The following is a 25481-nucleotide window of genomic DNA, read 5'->3' as shown; positions in this document are numbered from 1 at the left end:
ATCAAAAAATATTTTTTATTATTGATTTTCAGCTAGATAAGTTTTAATTTATCACAACTTTCCTTAATCAGTAAAGATACATATTCTACTGAAAACTTAAAATGGAATCTTTTATAAAAAAACCACCCCATAGTTTTATAAAACTATGGGGTGGTTTTTTATGTTAATTTTAGCTTTTTTGATTATTTCTTTTTTGCCCAATTATCTCGTAATCCAACAATTTTATTAAAAACTAAATTGTCTGAAGTTGAATCATCATCGACATTAAAATATCCTAAACGCTGAAACTGAAACTGTTCTCCTATTTTTGCTGTTTGCAAACTTGGCTCTACAAAAGCTGTTATTTTTTCTAAAGAATTCGGATTGACAAACTCCATAAAATCTTTGTCTTTATGTGAATCTGGTGCTTCATCTAAAAACAACCTATCATAAGCTCTAACCTCAGATTTTACTGCATGTTTTATAGAAACCCAATGTAATGTTCCTTTAACCTTACGCATACTCTCTTCTGTTCCACTACCCGATTTTGTTAACGGATCATACGTACAATGAATTACTGTAATATTTCCATTTTCATCCTTTTCACAACTTGTTGCTGTAATAAAATAAGCATTTTTTAGTCGAACTTCTTTTCCTAATTTTAATCTAAAGAACTTTTTATTAGCCTCTTCTCTAAAATCTTCTCGCTCAATATAAATCTCTCTTGAAAACGGCACCTCTCTTGTTCCTGAGTTTTCGTCTTCTGGATTATTCTCCGCTATTAAAATTTCTTCTTTTCCTTCTGGGTAATTATCTATAATTACTTTTACTGGATCAAGAACTCCCATAACTCTATTCGCCGTTTTGTTTAAATCCTCTCGTATTTTAAACTCCAATAAGGCTACGTCTATTACGTTTTCTCTTTTTGAAACCCCAACCGTTTCTATAAAGTTTCGAATTGATGCGGGTGTATATCCTCGCCTACGTAAACCAGAAATTGTTGGCATTCTAGGATCGTCCCATCCATTTACAACACCTTCTTCTACCAACTTTAACAACTTACGTTTACTCATTATGGTATAACTTAAGTTTAAACGTGAAAACTCTCGTTGTTTTGGCGGATTCGGATACTCTAATTTACTATATTCATACACATTATCTCTAAACCAGTTATATAACTCTCTATGTGGTTTAAACTCTAATGAACATAACGAATGTGAAATTTGCTCTAAATAATCACTTTCTCCATGCGTCCAATCATACATCGGGTAAATTACCCAATCATTTCCTGTTCTATGATGAGCTTTCTTTAATATACGGTACATTAAAGGATCTCTCATTAACATATTTGGAGATGCCATATCTATTTTAGCACGTAAAACATGTGTACCTTCCTCAAACTCTCCTGCTTTCATCCCACTGAATAAATCAAGATTCTCTGCTATACTTCTACTTCTATATGGACTATTTTTCCCTTCCTCTGTTGGCGTTCCTTTTTGCGCTCGCATTTCTTCTGAAGATTGACTATCTACATATGCTTTTCCGTCTTTTATTAATTGTACTGCCCAATCGTATAACTGTTGAAAATAATCAGATGAATACAATTCATTTTCCCATTGATACCCTAACCAAGAAACGTCTTTTTTAATTGCATCTACATATTCCTGCTCTTCTTTTGCTGGATTTGTGTCATCAAAACGTAAGTTTACTGGAGCATTATATCTTTCTCCTAAGCCAAAGCTAATTCCAATAGCTTTCGTGTGACCAATGTGTAAATAACCATTTGGTTCTGGTGGAAAACGAAAACGTAAGTTTTCTTTTGGCATTCCATTTGCCAAATCCTCTTCAATAATTTGTTCTAAAAAATTCAATGATTTCTTTTCTTCTGACATTTTCTGTTGAATTTGAAGTGCAAAATTACACAAATTTGTTGAAGTGTTTTTTATTTAACTCTTCATTTATACCTCTCTTTTTTAGAACAAATTATTTAGCTACTTTTTAAGTTATTTAATTTCTGAATTTTTCTTTCTTTCGAAACACCATATTCACTTTAAAAGTCCCTTCTCCCCCATCTACTATATTTAAAATATCATCTCCATCACTATCTCTACTACTAGGCATAATAGCATTTGCATTATAAGCGTTTACATAATCGTAGCCTAATTTTGACATCGAATTTAACAAATCTGTTTGGTTTCTTACTCTTAGTTTATCACCATCTTGCAATAACGATTCTAGTTCTTCTAATTGATCTTTGTAAGTAGATCTTTTTTTATCTATTATAATATTAATTCCTCCTAATAACTTTGTGTTTTGAGATGTTATTATTACATATTCTGGTAGTTGACTAATTGCAATACTTGAAGATCTTACAACTGATAACTCTTGTCCTTTTACATTTAGAGCTGTTATTAAAAGCATTAAAATAATTGTTGTTTTTACTGATTTTTTCATTTTATTATGATTTTCTGTTAAACAAAAAAAACCATATACCTTATCTTTTTAAAGATAAGGTATATGGTTTTTTCATAGATTATAAGCTCGCTTTCTCTATTTCTTCCTTATGTTAGAAAGCAAGTATGTATTTTATTTGTATTGTTTGACGCATTTGTGACATGTTTGTTACAATTTAATTTTTTTGTAAATGAATATCTGCATTCCCTTTATAAGCACCTTTGCTATCTTTTTGAAAATCAACAATTCTACAACTTTCAATATTTTCATTTGAAGTTGTTGGATCATCTTTAAAATAAATTTGCGTTACCAATATTTTATACCCGTTTGCAGTAATTCTGTAATGAAAATGTCGTGGACGCCCTGGGTATAAACCTGGACGTATGCTTTCAAAAGTATAATTCCCTTGTGCGTCCGTTACTATAAACCCTCTTAATGTTATTTGACTTGGTTGATAATTACTTACATTTCCATCTCCTACTGGATGATAAATCCCACCATTATCTGCATGCCATACTTCAATCATTGCATTAGCAACCGGAGAATTTTTATCTGCTGTACCATATATTTTTCCTGATACTACTATTTTATCCCCTGATAAATTTTGCGTATTTAAATTCGTAATTTTCGATGTCCCACTAACATAATACGGTCCTAACATGTCCGACTTTGTAACACCACAGTTTGCCGTTGTTCCTCCTTCATTTATATTATCGTTTGATGAGCAACTTATTAAAGTTGTTGAAACTATTGGGGCAGCAACAACTCCTAATCCTAAATTTTTTAAAAACTTTTTCCTATCCATAATTAATCTCTTTAAAATTGTTCAATAAAAACCTACAAACTCTATTATTTACTCGCCGTATGTTTCCAATTTTTCTAAAATAGAATTTGACGGAGCCTTCATTATTTTATTAACGGTATTTTCTACTAATTGGTACCCTTTTGGAAATCTATCTTTTAGATCTTCTTTATTTTTTATTATCCACTCATCTTCTTGTGGTCCATATTTTTCTTGTAAATTCCAATACGTACTAATTAACCAATAGGCGAATTCTTGTACTATTACCCTTTGGTGTATTTCTTTTTCATTTTCCATATCTTTATAACTATTTACATCATAAAACCCCTTTTCTATTGCTTCTTGCATTACAATATAAACTTCTGAGCTTGTAGTATTAAACGCCCATTCTTTTGGGTATTCATAATGCAACCCTATATCTGTTATAAAATGTAATAAATGCTCCACTACTTCCATGGTTTGTCCTGGTTGCTTGTACATAATTACATCGCAAATACTACACTCTTTTTCATAGACATACTCCATCTCTGTCATTACTTTTTCTGGCATTGAATCGTGATGTCCTACTATTACAGGTATAGTTGCTTTGTATTGCAATAAATTATTTAACACTCTATGTTGTCTTGGTAAGTCAAGAGTACTATCCTGTGGGAACATCTCTTCCATCGTTTGTCCCACATCTTTTAAAAAGTCATCAGAAACTTTATACATTGCTATGAAATCTAAGCCTAAAACATTCATTTTCTTTGAAAACTCTCCTTTTATTGACTCTATTTTAATAGTTAAATTTAAAGGACTGACTTTATTGGTGTTCTGAATTTCTGTAAACACACATCCTCCAATTTTATCTGAGAACTCTATTCGATTTTTCTGACCTTCGTTTGATTTTGTAGTTATTCTACATGCTTGTAATAGACATAAAGCAACGAATATTATAGGTATTATTTTCTTCATATTTTTTATTTAAAAATATTCCTTCTCTAATTGAAAAGGAATATTTTATTTACATCAATCAATTCAACTTAAAACACATTTATCTTTTATAAGTTCCATCTGGTAATACTGTTGGCAGCTTATACGTTGCATCCATTAGCAAACTGTATATAGCTGTATCTGTTGCTTGTACTTTTGCTTTCGTATTTAACTTCCATTCTTGTTGTATCTCCCCTAATCTATTTGTTTGCGCTCCTAATATAGAACTCATTGACCAGTAAAAATATTCTACTGTTTGACAACTTGCATAATCGCAAGTACTATCGTTATATGTATACCAAGCTGAACTTGGATAAGTTGCTGGAATTGTTTGAAAATAACCTCCTCTTGCTTTATCCATTGCATTCGCAAGTTGAGTTCCTTTTTTTAAACCAAACACCGTAGGATATGCTTTTGCGTGTCCTGCCAAGTTAATAATATGCCACACTTCTTCTAATGAAGCATCAAAACGTCCTGTATGACCATTTGTATGCCATACTGGAACTGTTTCATCTGCTCCTAAATCTTGCCCTTCATGTCCACTCGGGAAATTAATATTAGTATTTTGCGTTTTCCACATATATAAGAAAGCTTTATTTTTCTTCATTGTATCCAACACTAGTTGATTATCTACAACTCCATCTTCATTATTATCTAAATACTGTGCCATTACATTTGCTGCGTGTAATAACTTTACATCTTCGACTCCTGATAAAGCATATATTGGAATTCCAAAAACCATTACTTTTTTAGGAAAACTACTAAACCCTGTATCTTTATTTGCTTCAATTTTAAAATTTGGATCATTTCCTGCATTTACATTTCCTCCTGTTGGAGTTGCAATGTTAGTATTATCTGAACAGGATGTGCTGCTTAAAACAATTATCACTGTTACTAAAACTTTTAAACTCATTAATTTCATCATACCCTTCTATTATTTAACTTTTGTTCCTATCATTTTTGTATATCCTGCATCTACTTGCATCGGTACTTTCTTCTTTTTCATAAATTCCAATGCTTTTTTCTGATGTACATTTAATTTGTCGCTATGTCCTGCAAAATTGATTGCCCAAATTTGATGTATGTATTCATTTACTGCTGTTACTTTATCATAATTTCCATTTTCTGCTGTGTTTTGTTCAGTAATATCATATGTTTTTGCAGCAATATCATCCTCCATATATTTACGTAATACCCCTCCTGTTGTAAATTTAAATTCTGGGTCTACTCTACTAAATGCTTCAGTTATTGTATGAAATGTCTCTTCCCACAATGCATTAAAAGCTTGTGGTCTCCAAGTAGAAGAATTTAATTTAGAAATTGTCCACCCTTTTCCATTATAATCTTTTATATAAGGCCAATTATCTGTTTGCATGCTCATTCCATACAAGCCTTTTCCTGCCACTAAATTTGCAGCAGATATTTTATCAACCATTGGTAATGGTCCCGAAATAAAAACTAATTTTTGAGCTAACCATTTATTTAATTCTTTCTTATCATCATCAATAACCCCGTCGTTATCTTGATCTAAGAAGCTACTAAATAAGCGAATACTATGCTCAAAAACATCTTTTCCTGTTGTACCTGCTGTTGTTTCTCCTGAAGATGGCTTCACTGCACTTCCTACGATATAGAAACCATTTATATTATGCACATAATCGGCATTGGCTTTTAAATAAGTTTCTAATGAATTGGTATTTGTTCCTTCTTCAACTATTGTATTGTTTTTTGAACAAGAAATACAACTAGCAGCTAAAAGTCCATATACTATTATACTTATTGAAAACATTTTTTTTATCATAATCTCTACGTTTTAGTTCTATTATATATTGAACTTTAAACTGCAAAATTATAGCCATAAGTATATTGAAAAACACTGTAGAAGTCCGAGTTTCGGTTACTCAGACTCTTTTAAACTATCTTGATATTGTTTTGGAGTAACTCCTTCCATGTTTTTAAACACTGTGTAAAATGTTGATTTTGAAGAAAAACCAGCCTCTTGAGCCAAGCCTAACAATGATAATTGTGTTGCTTTAGGTGATATTACTAATTTTTTAAACTCTTGTACTCGAAATTGGTTAACAAAATGATAAAAGTTTTTATTGGTATGTGTTTTTATTAATTTAGAAAGTTCTCTTTCTTTTATATTTACTTTTTCCGATAGTGTTCTTAAATTTAAATTACCATCTAAATATAATTTATCCTTTTCAATAATTCCCGATACTTGCTCAAACTCTTCTTTAGTATCCTCATCTACAAAAACTTCTTTTTTCTCTTCTATTTGAAACAAAGAAGTTGTAAAAATTTCTTTCTGAGAAAAACCATTATAAGCAATCCAATAAATCATAAAAAACGTTAGAACTACAGATAAAAAAGCAAAATACTGAGTTATTATTTCGCTTTGAAAACCTATAATATCTTCTAGAATCCAAAATACATGAAAGAATAAAAATATATAAACAATTGTTTTAATCCACAAAAGCGTTTTATTTTCAATATCTGAATAATAATCTGTTACTTTATTTTGGTGTTCTTTTATCTTTCTAAGAATAATATATAGTAACGTAAGGTTAAATATGTATTCAATATATTTTATAAGTTCTTCATGAAAACCTAATAGGTTTGAAATTACAAATGGTAAAAACAAGATTAAGTATAGTATTTTGAATTTAATTTTTAACGTTGCTTGTATATATAATAATAACAAAGGAATGGTTGCGAATGTTGTTTGTAGCATTTGAATCTCTATGGTTTGAAAACTCACCGACTCTAAAAAAGACTCTAACACTTCTATAGCCAAAGACCATAAAAACATTCCTAAAAATATATTTGCTTTTTTATTGTTTGATTTTAATGTTATAAATAAAAAACCCAACATAATAGCAGTAGCTATTGATAATATATCTACTACAGTTAATATACCTACATCAAATGTTGCTTGTTCCATTTTTTAAAAATACAATAAATAAAAAAGGCAAAAAACTTAAATAGTTTCTTGCCTAAAAGGGGAAAAATATTTTGTCTAATAGACAAAAAAATTATTACTGTTGATTCATTTCAACATTTACTGTTACTGTTACATCTTTTCCTACTGGGTTCATTCCTTTTCCTACATTAAAATCTTCTCTTTTAATTACAGTCGTTAGCTTTAAACCTGCTTTCTTTTTATTATCTCTTCCTTCAATAATACCATTTAACTTTCCTTTAAAAACTACTTCTTTTGTAACTCCTTTTATGGTAATATTTCCTTTAGTTTCAAACTCTTTTCCTTCTAATTTTTTAAAAGACGAACTTTTAAATACAATAGCAGCATGTTTTGCTACATCGAAAAAATCTGCTTTTTTTAAGTGGTTATCTCTACCTGTTTGATTTGTATTTATTGTTGATGCATCTATTGTAACATCAAACTTAGGTTCTTCAAATTTTTCATTACTAATTGCTGTAATATCAAATTTACCAAAACTACCAGTTACTTCAGAAATCATAAAATGAGATACTGAAAATGTTACTGATGAATGTGCATTGTCTACCTTCCATGTAGTTTGCGCATTTATATTTAATGATACTAACACTATAAGTGATAAGATTATTTTTTTCATTATTTTTAAGTTTTTAAATAGGATACGAAAGTATAGTTCGTTTTCCTTTTAAAAGTTATTAAAAACAGAAAACAACTTATGAATTTATGCATGATGACATTCCCATTCATAGTTTAACTACCGCTTATAACATAAATGTAGCAGCTATTTCTCATAACAATAGTTATGATTTTAATACAATTCATAAACATGATTATTTTGAAATTATGTTTTTTGAAAAAGGCGGTGGTTATCAGCTTATCGATTTTAATAAGGTTCCTATTGAAGAGAATAGTTGTTATATTATAAAACCTAAGCAATTACACTTAGTAAAAAGACATTTTGAAGCTGATGGTTTAATGATACAGTTTACTAAAGAAATGCTTTTTTCTGAAGCTTTTTTCTTGCTGAAGAATTATTCTGAATCTTCTATTGTTTATCATAAAAACCCAAAACTAACTACTGCTTTCTTTGCTTTATTAAACACCATTCTCAATATTCAAAAAAGCAAATCTGAATTTTATAAAGAAAAATCAATACACTTGCTTTCTACTCTTTTGTATTCTTTAGAAGAAAATAGTACGAATTCAAACAATTATTTTAAACAAACTTCAAAAATTGTTATTCAATTTATTGACTTAGTTGATATTCATATTAATTCAAAAACTATTAATGAATACGCCCTTGCTTTAAATGTTTCTAGTAAAAAACTAACCCAATTAGTAAAAAACGAATTAAACACTACTCCTTTGAAATACATTCATAATATTTTAATATTGAATATTAAGCGTGACTTAGCTTTTAAAGAACTAAGTCATAAAGAAATTGCTTATAATTATAACTTCGATAGTCCTTCTAACTTTAGTGTTTTTGTAAAAAAACAAACGGGTTATAACCCTTCTGATCTTCAAAAAGAACTCATAAAAAAAGGCTGAGAAATTTTCTCAACCTTTTTTATAAATATAATTATCTTCTTTACTCTTTTGTAAAACTATTATTATCTAAATTAATATCTGCCATTAATTTTGATGGATCTATTTCTACCGATTTTACATTTTTAGACGTAGTAAATGTATATGTTGGATGCGCAAAAGTCCAGTCTTTAATTGTTGTTGCATTTGTTGGTTTTTCTCCACGCATCATACGTAAAGGTATATTAAATGCTTCTTTTGTACCATCTGTATACGTTACCTCAACATCTATAGGCATTGGCATTTGTCCTATTCTTTCTAAAGTTACTTCTTTTCCTTCTACAGATTTTACTCCATAATCTATCGTATGTGTAGTTTGTGTCCATTCATTTAAAAACCAATCTAACTGCATTCCCGAAACTCTCTCTGCTGTTCTTTTAATATCATTTGGTGTTGGATGTTTAAATGAAAAATCAGTGAAATATTTTTTCAATGTTTTCGCTACATCTTCTTTTCCTATAATATATTCTAACTGTGTTAAAAAGATATTTCCTTTCGAATAACTTCCCATTCCATAAGCTGTATTAGTATGATATCTATCTGCATGTGTTGATAATGGTTCCTCTGCATTATTCTTTACCACATAGTTATAATATCTATATGATCCTGAATGCGGATTCTCCTCTCCTTTATTTAAAATATCGTTTTCTGCTTTATTAGATATATACGTTGTAAAACCTTCATCCATCCAAGGATGTTTACTTTCGTTTGTTGCTAATAAAAACTGGAACCATGTATGTGCTAATTCGTGCGCTGTTACACCAAACAAACTTCCCCACTTACGTTTTCCTGTTATTAAAGTACACATTGCATACTCCATACCTCCATCTCCTCCTTGGATTACCGAGTATTGTTTGTATGGGTATTGGCCGATATTCTTACTAAAATAGTTCATTAACTCAGCTGTTTTTGGCTGTAGTTTCTTCCAGTTTTCTTGGTAAAATGGTGATAAACTCTTTTTATATAAAAAGTGTAAATCTATTCCGTTTTCCATTTTATAAGTATCATGAATATAATCTGGATCTGCTGCCCAAGTAAAGTCGTGTACATTTGGTGCCTTGAACTTCCAAGTTAATTTATCTCCTGAAGGTAAGTTTAATGCTTCACTTTTATTTTCATATCCGTGCCCTACTTCTTGTGCGTTTTGTACATATCCAGTACCTCCTACTACATAGTTTTTATCAATATGTAATGTTACATCAAAATTACCCCAAACTCCGTGAAACTCACGACCTAAATAAGGTGGCGTATGCCATCCTTCAAAATCATACTCAGCCATTTTAGGGTACCATTGTGTCATAGATAATGCTACTCCTTCTTTACTATCACGACCTGACCTTCTAATTTGTTTTGGTACTTGTGCATCAAAAACCATATCGAAAGTTACACTTTCTCCTGGTTGAATTGCTTTATTTAACGTTACCTCTAAAATAGTTCCTACTGTCTCGTGCTTTACAGTAGCTCCGTTTTGTTTTAATGAACTTACTTTTATAAATCCTATTTCCGACGGCAATAATTTACTTATTCTGTCTCCTACTCTTTTATCTGGATCTTTTATGTTTCTCGAACGTACATCCATTTGTGAACCAGGCTGAAATGCATTAAAGTATAAATGATAAAATACTTTATTTAATGCATCTGGTGAATTATTAGTGTATACTAATTTTTGATTTCCTTTGTATTGATATGTTTTTACATCCATATCTATATCCATTGTATAATCTACATGCTGTTGCCAATATGTACTGCTTGTTGAAGCTGGTTTTTGTGCATACTCCTTTTCTATTTTTTTAGATGCTGTAGCACAAGAAACTATCGACAATATTGAAAGTCCTAGTATTATTTTTTTCATTTTAAACTAATTTAAGTCCCATTCTGATTAATGTATTCTTTAAGTTCTCTATTTCTTCTTTGTTCTTTAAAATAGGAAAACTTCGTTTTTTTCCGTTTACTAATTTTAAAAAGATACGCTCTTTTCCATAAATCTTTTTCACTTCAACACCTTCTATCTGCTCCAATTTATAATTGGATCTCCATGATCTTTTTATAAAAAAGAAAAGTATTACAATTATTGAAACTAGTGCAAGTACTACTATTAAAATAAAAAGGGCTTCGTTTTTATTAAAACTCATATACGATAATTGAAAGCCCATATTAAAGAAATTTACCAACATTAAAATAATAATCAGCCATGTATGATTGGCTACATCATCTTTAATACTTATTTCTTTTTTTAATTTATCAAACGCTAACTTCATCAATTGCTTATAACAAAAAAAGAGCATCAAAATAATAATGCTCTTTTCGTTTTCTCTATACTATTATTATTTTCTTCCGTTTACCATTCTGTCTGCCATTCTTACTGCATTATATGCATTAACAACACGACCTGAAACTGATAAATCTGCAAAAGGAACAATTTCTTCTTTAGATCCGTATCTAGCACCTGTTCCTGGTTTGATAACTTCTAAATCTATTTTAGATCCTGAGTTCATTAAAATATGCTTTACCTGAACTGCAGATAATTGTGGATAATAAGAACGTACCAATGCTGCTACTCCCGCTGTTGCTGGTGATGCCATAGACGTTCCACTAAATTTTTTGTATTCTCCATCTGGCGTTGTTGAATGTACCTGAACTCCTGGTGCAAATACATCTACATTTATTTTACCGTAGTTAGAAAAAGCAGCTGGTAATTCTTTACTATAGTTAGCACTCATTGCTCCTACCGTTAAAAAGTTATCTGCAACTTCGTTTACTAAATCTGGAGCATCGTTTGGAAATGTTTTTTCTACATCGATGTTTTTACCATCGTTTCCTGCTGCATTTACAATTAACACATCTTTAGATGCTGCATATTTAATTGCATCGTAAACCCATTCTTTGTTTGGAGAAAATCCTTTACCAAAACTTGTATTAATTACTTTTGCTCCATTATCTACTGCATAACGAATACCTAAAGCTACATCTTTATCGTACTCATCACCATCTGATACAGAACGTACTGCCATCATTTTTACATTGTTTGCAACTCCGTCCATTCCTTTACCATTGTTACGAGTTGCTCCAATAATACCAGAAACGTGCGACCCGTGTGCTTCTCCTTTTTCAGAGTGCCCCGTGTTACCATCTCCAGAACCTGGCTTGTCTTTAATATCGTACGCATTGTCTCCTACAACTGTACGGTAATCTGTTTTTAAGTTTTCTCCGTCAATTGTTTTTTGAGCATTACCAACTAACTTAGAAATTTCTTTCTTAGCATTTACTAAAGATAGTCCAAACCCATTCATTCTTTTTGCCATTCCTACAGCTTTAAGTAATTCTGGGTCAGTAGTATTTATAGCTTCTACTTCTTTAATTGTATAATCAGGTTTTTTAAAATACTTAGCCAAACCAGCATCTGATGCTGTAACTCCTGCTAACATTTGAGTATAACGTGTTTTATTCTTTTTAGCTCCTTCAATTTTTTCTTCTTGAAATGCCTTTACTTCTGCTAAAGTTTCTGCATCGGCTACTGATGGATTCATTAAAATACGTTCGTATTCTAAATGCTCTTTGTATGATTTCCCTAAGAAATTCCATCCGTTAATATCATCAACATATCCATTCTTATCATCATCTATTCCATTACCTGCTATTTCTTTGGTATTTACCCAAGCAACATCAACTAAATCTTCGTGTTTTAAATCGGTACCAGAATCAACAACTCCTACTACAACAGCTACACTTTTCTTTCCTTTTAAGAAATCATATGCTTTGTGCACACTCATTCCTGGAATGGTATCGGTTGCTAAATCTAAGTGTTGCCAATTGTCTTTTTCGCTATCAGTTAACTTTGCTTTTTTAGCTGGAAGGTTCACTACGATATTAGACCCTGTTGGTACAGGTACTTTACTAACTGTTTTACAACTAGCAAGGATTGCCACAGCTACTGCTGAATAAAATACTGGCTTTAAAACTCTCATATTCTCTATCTTAATTAAATATATCTGTAAATTTATAACTCTCTTTTAATCGTACTCCTTTTTCAGTATGCTTTACAGTTACTAGCTCATTATAAGCATCGTGCTCTAAAAACAAGTAATATTCTTTATCTGCTGCCTCGTTTAAAAAGGCTTCTTTTTCTTTTAATGTTAGCAATGGTCTTGTATCGTAGCCCATTACATAAGGTAATGGTATATGTCCTGCAGTTGGTAGTAAATCTGCCATAAAAACCACCGTTTTGTCTTGGTATTCTATCTTAGGCAACATTTGTTTTTCGGTATGCCCATCTTTAAACAACACATCAAAACCTACATAATCTTTTGCATTTAAATGCAAGAAGTTAAGTTGTCCACTTTCTTCTATTGGTAAGATGTTTTCTTGTAAGAAAGATGCTTTTTCTCGTGCATTTGGATGAATTGCCCAGTCCCAATGACGTTGGTTACTCCAAAATCGTGCATTTTTAAAGGCTGGTTCATAACCTGTTCTATCTTTGTTCCATTGAATAGATCCACCGCAATGATCAAAATGCAAATGAGTTAAGAATACATCGGTAATATCGTCTCTATGAAATCCGTATTTAGCTAATGATGCATCTAAAGAAAAATCTCCAAATAAATAATAATAGCCAAAAAATTTATCTGATTGTTTATTACCTAAACCGGTATCTATTAATGTAAGTCTATCTCCATCTTCTATAAGCATACATCGCATACTCATTGAAATCATGTTCTTTTCATCAGCTGGATTTGTTCTTTCCCAAAGTGATTTTGGTACTACGCCAAACATGGCTCCACCGTCTAATTTAAAATTACCTGTTTCTATCGGATAAATTCGCATAGCTACAAAGATGCAGAATTTTAACGAAACTTTTTGTTAAGGAAAACAAAAACATTGGTTTAAAGCCTCTTTTTGTTCTTCCTAAACAATTTTGCATATATACTAATACTATAAACTTACGTTTAATTTACCTACCTTTAAAAACAATCTAGCATAAACAACTTAAGTACTTCTTTTTTACCTCCCTTGTAAAAGACTTATTTTACCACTAATGAAGAAGGTTGTATATCGAGTAGCCTACTTACTTTATACAGAAGTGTATTGTATTATTATACCACTCGGTATAGTAACTCTATACCGAGTGGTATGTTGTTACTTCCATTAGGCGCATAGCAACACTTTCATTAGAGACTAAATTTTATTTTCATTAGAAGCAACCTATTTCTTTCATTAGACACAAAATATTGTTCTTTCGTAACTGTAAATAACATGCTCTCGAAGCATTTAATCTTCCTATGCTATATTTACTTCTATTATGATATGGTTATAGCTATAAAAACTACACCTTTTATTGTAGTTTCTTAACTTTACTTTCTTACTCTTTATCGGCACAATCAGGTTTATATTTTATTTCTCTTACCGCTTACATAAATCGCCACTAGTTACAAACTAGCGGGAGCGGGTACATCTATTTAACCTATTGACTTTTAACTACATTTAGTATTTTATTTTTAATAAGTGTCATTTTTACCACATTACTAACTTTTATACTATTATAAAACAAATACACCACCCATATTGGGTGGTGTATTTTATATAAACAACTATAAATTAATTATTATTTTTAGTTATTGATTACCCAAGAAATGTAATATAACTGTCCTACTTGACCTGAACCTGGTGCTACAAAATAATCTTTTCCGAATAAGTTTGTTCCACCAACTTTAATTCTAGATTTCATTGATGTTATTTGGTAGTTTAACTGCATGTCTATTACTGTTCTGGCATCAACATCTCCTTTTACGAAAGTAGATATCCATCTGTATTTATCTTGCCATCTAGCATCAATATTGAATCCAAAATTCTTAAATAGTTTTTCATTACCAAACTGTACTTTTACTGTATGTTTAGGTGAATTGAAATTTGGTTCAAAGAAACCATTATCCTTATCTTCAAAAGTAAAGTCAATAAAATTATAATTTAAACCTACATCAAAGTTTTTGAATACCCTTGTATGCATTCCAAAACCAAAACCATAAGAATCAACTATTGATTTTGCATTGGTTACAATATTAAATTCACGTACCCCAGAGCTCTCTCCAAGTGGTTGAGCCGCTCCATTAAACATTGCATCATTAAACGAAATAGCTGCTAGTTGATCTAAAACAACTACATTATCTTGAACATTACTTAAAAAACCATCTGGACTAGTTCCAATATTAGCTAAATCTGCAACTTCTTGATCTGTTAATCTTGTATTTCCATTAGGAAAAACCTTACCTGCATTAGGAACAACTATATCTTGTGTAAAAATAAAATCGTTATGTTTACTATAAAACGTATTAAAGTCTAAATCTAAATTAGTTGTATTGTTTAAACGTAAGATACTTCTATATCCTAATTCTATTGTCTTAACAACTTCTGGAACAACAGACTTATAATCTGATTTGATATATTGACGATCTGCTATATCCTCAGTATAATAAGCCCTAGTTAAAAGTGCATTATCTAGAATTTCATTACCATTAACAGTTCTACTATCTAAAACCCAACCAATGGCAGGATCAAAATTCCAGAAAGGAACATTTTCATAAGAAATTCTATTTAAGTTTTCTCCTACTGTACCTACATTCGTTTTTATTCCTGATTGAGAGAATAAATATTGCTCTTGTAAGGTTGGATTACGGAAACCTGTTTGATAAGACGCTCTTACTACGTGATTTCTATCTTCTCCTAAAGAATAGTTGATGGCAATACGTGGAGAATAATTGGCTTTAAAGTTTCTTGATTTATCATAACGAATAGATCCTGTAAACTTTAACTTATCGTCCAACATACTTTTTTGAAGTTGAGTATAAAAACCGTACTCATTTAATTTTATTTTTTCTTCTCCATCATTAAAAAGTGTACCTCTGGAATTTGGATTAAATTTTCTATAAGATGCCCCTACTTGAACATCTGCCCAATTATTTAAAAGTGATTTGAAATTATAATTACCATCTGCATGCATATAATTACTCTTCTCAAAGATAGCACTTCCTCCATTGGTAATTAATGTACTAGACGTTTTATTTAAAGCTTGTTTAAAATCATCTGTACCTGGCACATAGGCATTTCTAAAAGCATATTTTCTTGCTTCACTTATTGATAAAGGATTTGTAGGGTCGTAAAACTTTTCATAAAAATCTTCTGCATATCTACGATAAAAAACTCCTGCCTCATTAAGAATATTATCTCCTGTTTTAACTAAATCATAACTATTCCCTGAGTCATTAGAGGTATAATATCCTCTAACATAAAAATTATCTCCTTTTACTTCTAATCTATGTTGCCCTATGAAATAATTTTTTTGAACTAATCGAGTATCATTTCCTTGAAATAAATTATCTCTTAATGACAATCTTGATGTTAACTGAACTTCCAAAGATTCATCTCCAAAAGGTCTATAATATAACGACCCTGAAAATCTTATATTTTTAGAGGTGAAATCTCCACCAATAAGTTGTCTTTCTGTATAACCTTGTCTTCTTGAAAGTAAAGCTCTTGGTACCCCTAAATTAAGACTAACTTGATCTATTAATCCTAAACTTTGAAAACCTTCATCACCATAAGTGTTAACACCATCGTATTGGGGAGTTGTATCTTCAGTTCCATTAATTAACTCGTTAGAATCTACTTCTTTGTTTCTATAATCTGCAGCTGACCATTCTTTAACAGCAAAATATGACGCATTAACTTTAGCTGCAAACTTGTTACTAAATCTATAAGCCATTCTTATAGATGCATCATGAAAAGGGTTGTTACCTGCAATGCCTTGGCTTGTATACCCCGATTTAAACATTGTAGTGATTCCTGTATAATCAAATGGGTTTTTAGTATTCATAAGCATAATTCCATTATATGCATTCGCTCCATATAAAGCTGAAGCTGCTCCTGGTAATACTTCTACACTTTGAATATCTAATTCTGACACTCCTGAAAAATTCCCTGTACTATAACTTAATGCCTGAGCAGCAGTATCCATACCATCAATTAATTGTACAAATCTAGTATTGGTAAAATCTGCAAAACCTCTTGAGTTTATAGATTTGAAACCATAACTTACTTCTCTTGAGTTAATTCCTTTTAAATTGGTTAATCCATCATAAAAAGAATTAGAAGCCGTTTTTCTTATTTCTGCTGCTCCAAATCTTTCAATAGTAACCGGTGATTCAAGAATTCTTTCTGGAACTCTTGACGCTGAAATTACAACTTGATCTAGTAAAATACTTTCTTTAAGAACTATGTTTACTTTTTTCTCTGATGTAACAACAACTGTCTCTGTTCTATAACCAAAAGCAGAAATTTTAATAGTTTTTGGGTAATTTCCATCTGACGAAATTGAAAAAACACCTTCAACGTCTGATGTAACTACCTTGTTTCCATCTGTAATTTTTGCATTATAAAATGGCTCTAAATATTCATCATAAACAGTTCCATTTATTTTTACTTGTGCGTAACTTGTTAACGCAAACAAAGTAAAAACAATTATAATTAATTGCTTTTTTATCATTTTTTTAAAATTTTATTGAAATAATATTTTTGAATTATTCTTCTAATGAAAAGTTAATAGGAAAACCATATTTAACCGACACTAGTTCTCCTTTGCTTTTTGCTGGTTTAAACTGTGGTAATTTTGAAACAACTCTTTTTGCTTCATCATTAAGTATTTCTCCATTATCTGGACCCAACGTTTTTATGTTAGTTACATATCCGTTTTTGTCAATAATAAAACGAACCCAAACCTCTCCTTCTATTTGGTTTCTTACAGCCTCACTTGGATAACGAAAGTATTTGTTAATATGGTTAACCATTTCGGTATTAAAACAATCTAACCTATCACCTTTTTTCGCTTTTCCACAATTATTAAAAGAAGGGATTTTATCTACGTTATAAAATTTAGAAGCCTTAGCTATTTCTTCCTTTGATAATCTTTCTTTTATAACATCGATACTACTTTTTAAAGTTACAATCTTATTTTCTGGATTATGGTTCTGAATTATTTCGTCTGTTTTAGATGCACTAATATCTTGACTAACGCCTACTGCTTTAACAGCCCCTACATTCTGAGCTACTCTTTTTTTAGCTGCTCTTCTTCTTTTTAAAAATCGCTTGCTTGCAGAAACTTTAACTTTAATCTGTCTATTTGAATTCTTTTTAGAGTTTTTAAGAGGTTCAATTGTACATTTAGTAATACTGTTTACATCAATGGATGATTCATCTGGTGATTCGCAAACTTCTTGTTGCGCATAAAAGCTTACAACAGAGAATATAGCAAACACTATAAAAAAACATTTTTTCATTTAAGGGAATTTTATTATTACTAACAAGAAGTTAATAATACTCTTCATTTTGAGCTGCAATTTTACAAAAAAAACAAAAACTACTAATAAAATAGATTACTACATCTTTACTACACCTCTGTTTAATCAAGTACTATTTAAACTAAATGATATTGATGAAAAAGCCCAATGAATTAGTAAGGATCTCATACTACTTGATTAAACTCAGGAATTGAAGACTCCATAAAAACTCTTCTAAATTATTCTAATTTACATACTACAAATTCTGTTAAAGTCTTTTTACTCTCTTTAATAAGTATGTTTTTTCTTTTATCTAATGAAGAGAATCTATTACCTCAAGAATTAAAAACAAGAACATAATAGCCTAAGAGGTATAATAAGTTTATTTAAACGACATAGGAGATTAGTGTTATGCAAAACGAACAGTATTTAATAAAAAAGCCATAACATCTTACCGTTATGGCTTTATATTTTAATACTATTATTGCTTACTCATATACGCCACTAGTTACAAACTAGCGGGAGCGGGGGTTACTTCACTACTAAGAATTATCTTCTACAGTAGCATTTGGTACATTGCTTTTAAAAGAAACTATACCATATTTCTCTTTATATCTTTACTTGTTGCGATAATTTTGCTAATTAAATTCTTTTTAAATTAAAACATACATTATAATATATTCTTATTCATAAATTAAAGAAGCATTCTCTTTTGGTCTAATTAAATCTCCTTTAGGATACACAACAACACAATTTTCTTCAAAGTACTCTTCATGATTTGGTATCCCATTTTTATCGGTCAAAGGTTTACTTTCAATAAAGTACTTCTTCTCATCAAGATTATTATGTTCAAATTTAGAATAGAAACTAATTAGCTTCCATTTATAGCTGTCTTTATTCCAGCATACTCCTATCTCATCTCCTAATTCTGAAACATCTGAAATATCTACTAATGCATAATTTTTAGGTATCTTATTTGAACCTCCATTAAAAATATACCTTTTAGTTTTAATAGTAATTACACTTATAGTATCAATTTTATCAGGAGATATTATTTTAATGTTTCTCCAATCTTCGTTTTTACAAGACATTATTGTACTTAATAGTGCAAATAATATACATACTCCTTTTAAATAATTTTTATTTTCTTTTAACATGATTCATATTCCATTTTGGGTTTAATGTAGGTATAATCTTTTGTAACGCTTTATTGTGCATTTTATTTCCTATTTCTAATCCTACTGCTTGAGCTTTTGCACTAACTGGTGGCTCCTGTCCTCCTTGCAAAGCATTAAAAGCTATCTTTGCTAGAGATGAAGAGATACCAGCTCTACCAGATACAATTCCAGCAGCCATATTACCAAAATCTCTTGCTGATGCCATTTTTCCATCTTTAGTCATTGAACCTCTTGCTGCATGTACTTTCAGTTCTTTTCCACTTTTATCTAAATCTCTTGATTTAAAATCCAAAGATTGTCCTACCTTATATGCTTTAACCATATAGCTAACAACATTTGGATTATCTTTAATTATTTCTTTATCAATAAACTCTTGCCCTTCATTACTTTTTGTATCAATAATAGCACCTTTTACCGCTTTATTTTTTTCATCTACAAAAGAATGTGTAGTTAGTGATTCACCTACCTTAGTTCCATCTTTTAGAGTAACATCTGTTTTTCCATCATCTACCCAATCAACTACTTTGTATTTACCATCTTTTAATTTTTCCACAATAGTTGTCTCTGGCCCCATTCCAGTAGGGTCAACAAATTTAAGTGGACTATTATAAACAAAATTATAAGGAGACCATTCATAATAATCTTCAGTTAAAGGGTCAATATTCATCCATCTACCTAAACTAGCTTCATAATTTCTAGCATCGAAATCATGCCATTGAAGTCCTAGTTCTTCATTTAATTCTTTACCTCCAAACCCAAACTTCTGTGCTCTAGCATTTCCAATCCCAATATTCTTAACTCCATTATACCCTTTATGTTTTAAACCAAAAGGATAATAATTAGATTCTTCTACAATTTCTGAATTTGCACCATCAGTTTGAATAACACCATTATTATCATTATCTGTATATGATAAACGAACATTTCCTAAGTGGTCTTTGTATTGGTATACATAATCAAATGATGAGATTGCCGTACTACCGTTCGCAAAGACGGGTTTTATATAGCCCTCTGGGTGGTTAAAGAATTGTAGGGTATTGTTTTCATAAATGTAGTTTCCTGCATATTCTGTTGTAATACCATTCACTACTTTCTTTAACTTCATACCTGCGGCATCGTAGGTATAATTGATGTTTTGACCTCCTATAGTTACCTGTGTTGGTAAATTTAAGTGGTTGTAAACAATGTTTGTAATTCCTTTGTTTGCATCTTTAATCATGTTACCATTATCATCATATTTAAAATCATCATCGCCATCACCATTACTGTAATTACTATCTGATATATTTCCATCCTTAAATCCATAGGTAACATTTCCACTATCTGTAACAGAGTGTAATTGGTTTCCGTTATAATAATATACTAAATTGTCCATGACTCCAAAACTGGTTCCTCCTAGGTCGGTATGTCCATCTCTTCTTAAATTGATAATATTTCCATTCTTATCATAACTAATTCCGTATATATCATATCTCCCTGTATTATCATCTGCTCTTGTAATTCTATTTAAAGCATCATAAGTATACACATACTTATTACTTACAGAGTTTGGTGTATTGTTTACACTTAAAGTATTCCAATTTGTTTCACTGATGTTTCCATTATACAAACGTTTATTAGCATCGGTTACATCGTTATACTTTAACGTAAAGTTAAATAAATCATTATCATTATTTGCATCTTGATTTATGTTTTTTAACCAACCGCGTACATTGTATTTATAATCTACGGTTTGTAGTCTAGACTGATTTGTTTTTCCTCCTACTTGCTTTTCTGTTAACTGCCCTAATTCATCATAGCTATTTTCTGCGATTACTTCGGTAGTTCCTCCTATAGTTTGAGTCTGTTTGGTGATTCTATCCAAATTATCATAGGTGAATTTATCTACCGTTACAATAGCTGCTTTTCCATCTTTTGTATGCGTAGTTTTTGTTTCTAAGACTCTTCCTGTAAAGTCATCTAACTTACTTTCTAGAATGTCTATTGTTTGTAATTCATCATTCTTTGAATACACATATATTGGTCGTGCTTTTTCATCATAATAGCTTACGGTAGTAATCCAGTTATTGGTTCCTAATACGCGCACTTTACTTACTGTGGCTAATCCTTTGGTAGTTGCTGTTGATGTTGCTCCATAGCTTGTAGTTACCGTTGGGTTTAATCCTACTGGTACATCTACATAAGTATCATAATAATTAATAGTATATAATTTTAATATAGATGAACTTGGCACTGAATTATTTGGAAATGCTACATCTGAATAAGATCCTAAAACTATTGTTTCATATAAAGGATAGTTATCAATAAGATCTCTTTGAATTTCATTTCGTGATAAACCATCTTCATTTTCCCATAATCCTGTGCATGCAACTCTTCCTAATTGATCATATTTTGTAAAATACCAATATTCTTCACCTTTTGAATCATCATAAGTCATTACAGGTCTATCTAATCGATCATATACAATATTCTCCCACCTTCCTTTACCTGGTATTCTTTTTTCTATCAATCGGTTTCTATCATCGTACTTGTATTGGTAGCCTAAGTCGTTTAATTTTGTTTGTATTACTGCTAAAGTATTCGCTACTTCAGAAGCATCAATTTTTGGTGGTAATACATAGCTTAGGTTTCCAAAATCGTCATATACATAATAAGTATCGTGCTTTTGACTATTATCATAGGTTCTCTTTAGGATTACCTGTCCTTGTTTGTTTTTAAACTCTTCTGTGGTATGATCTAAACCTGTTGTCCAATTCTCATCTTTAGTGATTGTCTTATACAAAACTGCTGCTGGATAAAACGTAACTCCTCCTGTTAAACTTGGGGTATAGGTTTTATTTGCATATGTAGTTGTAACTCCAAATATTTTTACTTCATTCGCTTCATTCGCATTATATTCAAACTTAATACTATGACTATTATTGGTATACCCTTTTGATGAGAAACTACTCCCTATTGCCCAATCCTTTCCTGGTGCTGCTTGTTCAAACACTCTATTTAATGGCGAGCTCTCTAATACTTTTTCTGAATAGGCATTTATCGCTGGTAATGGAACTCCTGCAAAATCTTCGCTATACGCTGTTTGATAATAGGTTTTGGTAGCTGTTGCGATATCTCCTGTGCTTATTAAACCGTTTTGACTCGTTGTTGCATAGGGTAAATATTCTTTGGTTTGTCTTCCAAAAGCATCGTACTCCATATGGGTTACAATATCCTTACCACTGGTTCCTTGACGAATTCCTATACTTTGTTTGGCTCTTCCTAAACCATCAAAATATACAATGCTCTCTACTACATCGCTTGCATCTGTTATTCCTGATGGGCTGGTCATTGCTTTTCTATACCCTCTAGTAAACACATAATTTTCATTACTAAAAACTGATGCTGTATAGTTACATCCGTTATTTGCTCCTGCTGTATTTGGACAAGCATCTGTATTATTGGTTACATAACCTGATGGTTTCACACTGTAATAAACACTCGTGTTTGGGTCTCCAAATCCATCATTATCCGCATCTAAATAAAAGGTCTGTGGGGCTATATTCGTAATATTTGTCGTACTATCGTTATAATCACTTGAGTTTGCTACATAACCTGATGGCTTTGAACATGCACTTGTGGTGCTTGTTGAATTTCCATAACCATCACCGTCTGTATCTGCATACCATGTTGAAGGTTGCTGAATGGTATAGTTTACTGTTCTTGCGCTTCCCCAACAACCACTACTATTATTTCGTGCTCGTAAGTAATATACCGAACCACTAGTTCTGCTAAGACTTGTTGCTGAATTACTCGTTGATGTTCCTCCTGCACTTGATTGCCAGTAAAAAGTAATCCCACTTGGTTGACTTCCTTTGGTTAATACCGAACTTCCACAGTTATTGACTACCGAGGCAGCTGTTGGCACCGATGGAATGGTTTTTACACTATAACTTACGGTTCTTGATGAACTCCAACAGCCTGTACTGTTATTTCTTGCTCGTAAGTAGTATACCGAACCACTGGTTCTGGTTAAACTCGTTGCTGAATTACCCGTTGATGTACCTGAAGCACTTGACTGCCAGTAAAAAGTAATCCCACTTGGCTGATTTCCTTTGGTTAATACCGAACTTCCACAGTTATTTACTACCGAGGCAGCTGCTGGCACCGATGGAATGGTTTTTATACTATAACTTACCGTTCGTGAGCTTCCCCAACAGCCTGTACTATTATTTCTTGCTCTTAGGTAATATACCGATCCACTGGTTCTAGTAATACTTGTTGCTGAATTACTAGTAGAGGTACCACTTGCACTTGACTGCCAGTAAAAAGTAATGCCACTTGGTTGACTTCCTTTGGTTAATACTGAACTTCCACAGTTATTTACTACCGAGGCAGCTGCTGGCACCGATGGAATGGTTTTTACACTATAACTTACGGTTCGTGAACTTCCCCAACAGCCTGTACTGTTGTTTCGTGCTCTTAGGTAATATACCGATCCACTGGTTCTAGTAATACTTGTTGCTGAATTACTCGTTGATTCTCCTCCTGCACTTGACTGCCAGTAAAAAGTAATGCCACTTGGTTGACTAACCTTAGTTAATACCGAACTTCCACAGTTATTGACTACCGAGGCAGCTGCTGGCACCGATGGAATGGTTTTTATACTATAACTTACCGTTCGTGAGCTTCCCCAACAGCCTGTACTGTTGTTTCGTGCTCTTAGGTAATATACCGATCCACTGGTTCTAGTAATACTTGTTGCTGAATTACTCGTTGATTCTCCTCCTGCACTTGACTGCCAGTAAAAAGTAATGCCACTTGGTTGACTAACCTTAGTTAATACCGAACTTCCACAGTTATTTACCACTGATGCTGTTGGCGGTATCGATGGAATGGTTTTTATACTATAACTTACGGTTCGTGAACCTCCCCAACAGCCTGTACTGTTGTTTCTTGCACGTAAATAGTATACCGAACCACTAGTTCTGGTAATACTCGTTGATGAATTACTTGTTGATGTACCTCTTTCGTTTGACTGCCAATACCAAGTAATCCCACTTGGTTGACTTCCTTTGGTTAATACTGAACTTCCACAATTATTGACTACTGATGGTGTGGTTGGTGTTGATGGGATTGTTTTAATACTATAACTCACTGTTCGTGATGAACTCCAACAGCCTGTACTGTTGTTTCTTGCTCTTAAATAATATACCGAACCACTGGTTCTGGTTAAACTTGTTAATGAATTACTCGTTGACGTACCTGAAGCACTTGATTGCCAGTAAAAAGTAATGCCGCTTGGTTGACTTCCTTTGGTTAATATCGAACTTCCACAATTATTTACTACCGATGCTGTTGGTGGCACTGATGGCACTGTTTTGATACTATAACTTACACTTCGTGCTGAACTCCAACATCCACTACTGTTATTTCTTGCTCTTAAATAGTATACCGAACCACTAGTACGATTAATGCTTGTACTTGAATTACTAGTAGAGGTACCACTTGCGCTTGATTGCCAGTAAAAAGTAATGCCGCTTGGCTGACTTCCTTTGGTTAATACTGAACTTCCACAATTATTTACCACTGATGCTGTTGGTGGTACTGATGGAATGGTTTTTACGCTCACCTGTATAGATGAAGAGGCTGCACTCCATAGTCCACTACTATTATCTCGTGCTCTCAAATAATAACGCCCTGAGTTAGATACATTATAAGTACTATTAGAATAACCTGCTCCTGTTCCATTTCCATTTGTCCCTTGCCAATACCATGTTATTCCACTTGGTGGTGTTGCTCTAGATAACACCATACTTCCACAATTATTTTGCGATATGGTAGGTACTGATGGTGTGGGTGGAGCCACTGGTAAAGCATTTACGGTAACAAAATATGGACTCAAAAAGTTACGCGTTCCTAAACTTCCTCTATAAGTCATTTCTTTACTTCCTACACTCGTCCACTTTATAGTTGCTCGTGTTGCTGAACTACTTATTATCGTTGCTCCTGGCACTTCCCAACTTCCTGTACTGGGCTGGTCGCCTCCAAGAGCTGTTACTGTATAGATATGAGTACTGTTTAAATCTACATTAGTAGCTCCTGTTATAGGTATTAATTCGATACCCCCTCCAAATCCTGAGCCTCCTGGATCTATTCCTGGATCTCCTCCAAATTGTCCGTAAATTACTCCCCCTAATAGCAATAAGAATAGGAATAATTGTTTTTCTAGTCTTTTCATAGCT

17 protein-coding genes are annotated in these 25481 nt (G+C 31.8%); 1 reads left to right on the top strand and 16 read right to left on the bottom strand.

The features are described from left to right. Window positions 1-182: 182 nt before the first annotated feature. The 8 genes from Q0881_RS02150 to Q0881_RS02115 form a co-directional block, all read right to left on the bottom strand. Window positions 183-1871, bottom strand: coding sequence for a glutamine--tRNA ligase/YqeY domain fusion protein (locus tag Q0881_RS02150; protein WP_299156508.1), 1689 nt, complete (start codon window positions 1869-1871; stop codon window positions 183-185). 115 nt (window positions 1872-1986) lie between these two features. Further along, window positions 1987-2433, bottom strand: coding sequence for a hypothetical protein (locus Q0881_RS02145; RefSeq protein WP_299156506.1), 447 nt, complete (start codon window positions 2431-2433; stop codon window positions 1987-1989). Between the two features lie 175 nt (window positions 2434-2608). Further along, on the bottom strand, window positions 2609-3238 hold the full coding sequence (locus Q0881_RS02140; protein ID WP_299156504.1) for a hypothetical protein: 630 nt from the start codon (window positions 3236-3238) through the stop codon (window positions 2609-2611). Window positions 3239-3286: 48 nt separating this feature from the next. Continuing rightward, window positions 3287-4189, bottom strand: a complete 903-nt coding sequence (locus Q0881_RS02135; RefSeq protein ID WP_299156502.1) for a hypothetical protein — start codon at window positions 4187-4189, stop codon at window positions 3287-3289. Between the two features lie 79 nt (window positions 4190-4268). Then, the gene (locus tag Q0881_RS02130) at window positions 4269-5132 is read right to left on the bottom strand and encodes a hypothetical protein (protein WP_299156500.1); all 864 of its coding nucleotides are present in this window, start codon (window positions 5130-5132) and stop codon (window positions 4269-4271) included. Window positions 5133-5141: 9 nt separating this feature from the next. Then, window positions 5142-6008 (bottom strand): hypothetical protein, encoded by an 867-nt coding sequence (locus Q0881_RS02125; protein ID WP_299156499.1) that lies wholly within the window; start codon window positions 6006-6008, stop codon window positions 5142-5144. Between the two features lie 96 nt (window positions 6009-6104). Continuing rightward, on the bottom strand, window positions 6105-7154 hold the full coding sequence (locus tag Q0881_RS02120) for a helix-turn-helix domain-containing protein (protein WP_299156497.1): 1050 nt from the start codon (window positions 7152-7154) through the stop codon (window positions 6105-6107). A gap of 94 nt (window positions 7155-7248) precedes the next feature. Further along, the gene (locus Q0881_RS02115; RefSeq protein ID WP_299156495.1) at window positions 7249-7806 is read right to left on the bottom strand and encodes a YceI family protein; all 558 of its coding nucleotides are present in this window, start codon (window positions 7804-7806) and stop codon (window positions 7249-7251) included. 86 nt (window positions 7807-7892) lie between these two features. Between Q0881_RS02115 and Q0881_RS02110 the strand changes: the two genes are divergently transcribed. Then, window positions 7893-8720 carry an AraC family transcriptional regulator gene (locus tag Q0881_RS02110; protein WP_299156492.1) on the top strand — a complete coding sequence of 276 codons (828 nt, stop codon included), beginning with the start codon at window positions 7893-7895 and terminating at the stop codon, window positions 8718-8720. A 40-nt stretch (window positions 8721-8760) separates the two neighbouring features. Here Q0881_RS02110 and Q0881_RS02105 read toward each other — a convergent pair whose 3' ends face one another. The 8 genes from Q0881_RS02105 to Q0881_RS02070 form a co-directional block, all read right to left on the bottom strand. Further along, window positions 8761-10608 (bottom strand): M1 family metallopeptidase, encoded by a 1848-nt coding sequence (locus Q0881_RS02105; protein ID WP_299156490.1) that lies wholly within the window; start codon window positions 10606-10608, stop codon window positions 8761-8763. Window position 10609: 1 nt separating this feature from the next. Continuing rightward, window positions 10610-11014: a hypothetical protein gene (locus Q0881_RS02100; RefSeq protein WP_299156489.1), complete on the bottom strand. Its 405-nt coding sequence runs from the start codon at window positions 11012-11014 to the stop codon at window positions 10610-10612. A 66-nt stretch (window positions 11015-11080) separates the two neighbouring features. Further along, window positions 11081-12721 carry a S8 family peptidase gene (locus Q0881_RS02095; RefSeq protein WP_299156487.1) on the bottom strand — a complete coding sequence of 547 codons (1641 nt, stop codon included), beginning with the start codon at window positions 12719-12721 and terminating at the stop codon, window positions 11081-11083. A gap of 10 nt (window positions 12722-12731) precedes the next feature. After that, window positions 12732-13577 (bottom strand): MBL fold metallo-hydrolase, encoded by an 846-nt coding sequence (locus tag Q0881_RS02090; RefSeq protein ID WP_299156485.1) that lies wholly within the window; start codon window positions 13575-13577, stop codon window positions 12732-12734. A 784-nt stretch (window positions 13578-14361) separates the two neighbouring features. Further along, the gene (locus Q0881_RS02085) at window positions 14362-17289 is read right to left on the bottom strand and encodes a TonB-dependent receptor plug domain-containing protein (protein ID WP_299156484.1); all 2928 of its coding nucleotides are present in this window, start codon (window positions 17287-17289) and stop codon (window positions 14362-14364) included. A 34-nt stretch (window positions 17290-17323) separates the two neighbouring features. Continuing rightward, on the bottom strand, window positions 17324-18079 hold the full coding sequence (locus tag Q0881_RS02080; RefSeq protein WP_299156482.1) for an energy transducer TonB: 756 nt from the start codon (window positions 18077-18079) through the stop codon (window positions 17324-17326). Between the two features lie 683 nt (window positions 18080-18762). Beyond that, the gene (locus Q0881_RS02075; protein ID WP_299156481.1) at window positions 18763-19236 is read right to left on the bottom strand and encodes a hypothetical protein; all 474 of its coding nucleotides are present in this window, start codon (window positions 19234-19236) and stop codon (window positions 18763-18765) included. Then, window positions 19220-25477: a DUF6443 domain-containing protein gene (locus tag Q0881_RS02070; RefSeq protein ID WP_299156479.1), complete on the bottom strand. Its 6258-nt coding sequence runs from the start codon at window positions 25475-25477 to the stop codon at window positions 19220-19222. The genes Q0881_RS02075 and Q0881_RS02070 overlap by 17 nt, the downstream gene beginning before the upstream one ends. Between the last annotated feature and the right edge of the window lie 4 nt (window positions 25478-25481).

It is taken from the genome of uncultured Tenacibaculum sp., from assembly GCF_947494125.1.
Classification (GTDB): Bacteria; Bacteroidota; Bacteroidia; order Flavobacteriales; family Flavobacteriaceae; genus Polaribacter.
Note: the sequence above shows the minus strand (reverse complement) of the source record. Positions and strands in the feature narration are given on the sequence as shown.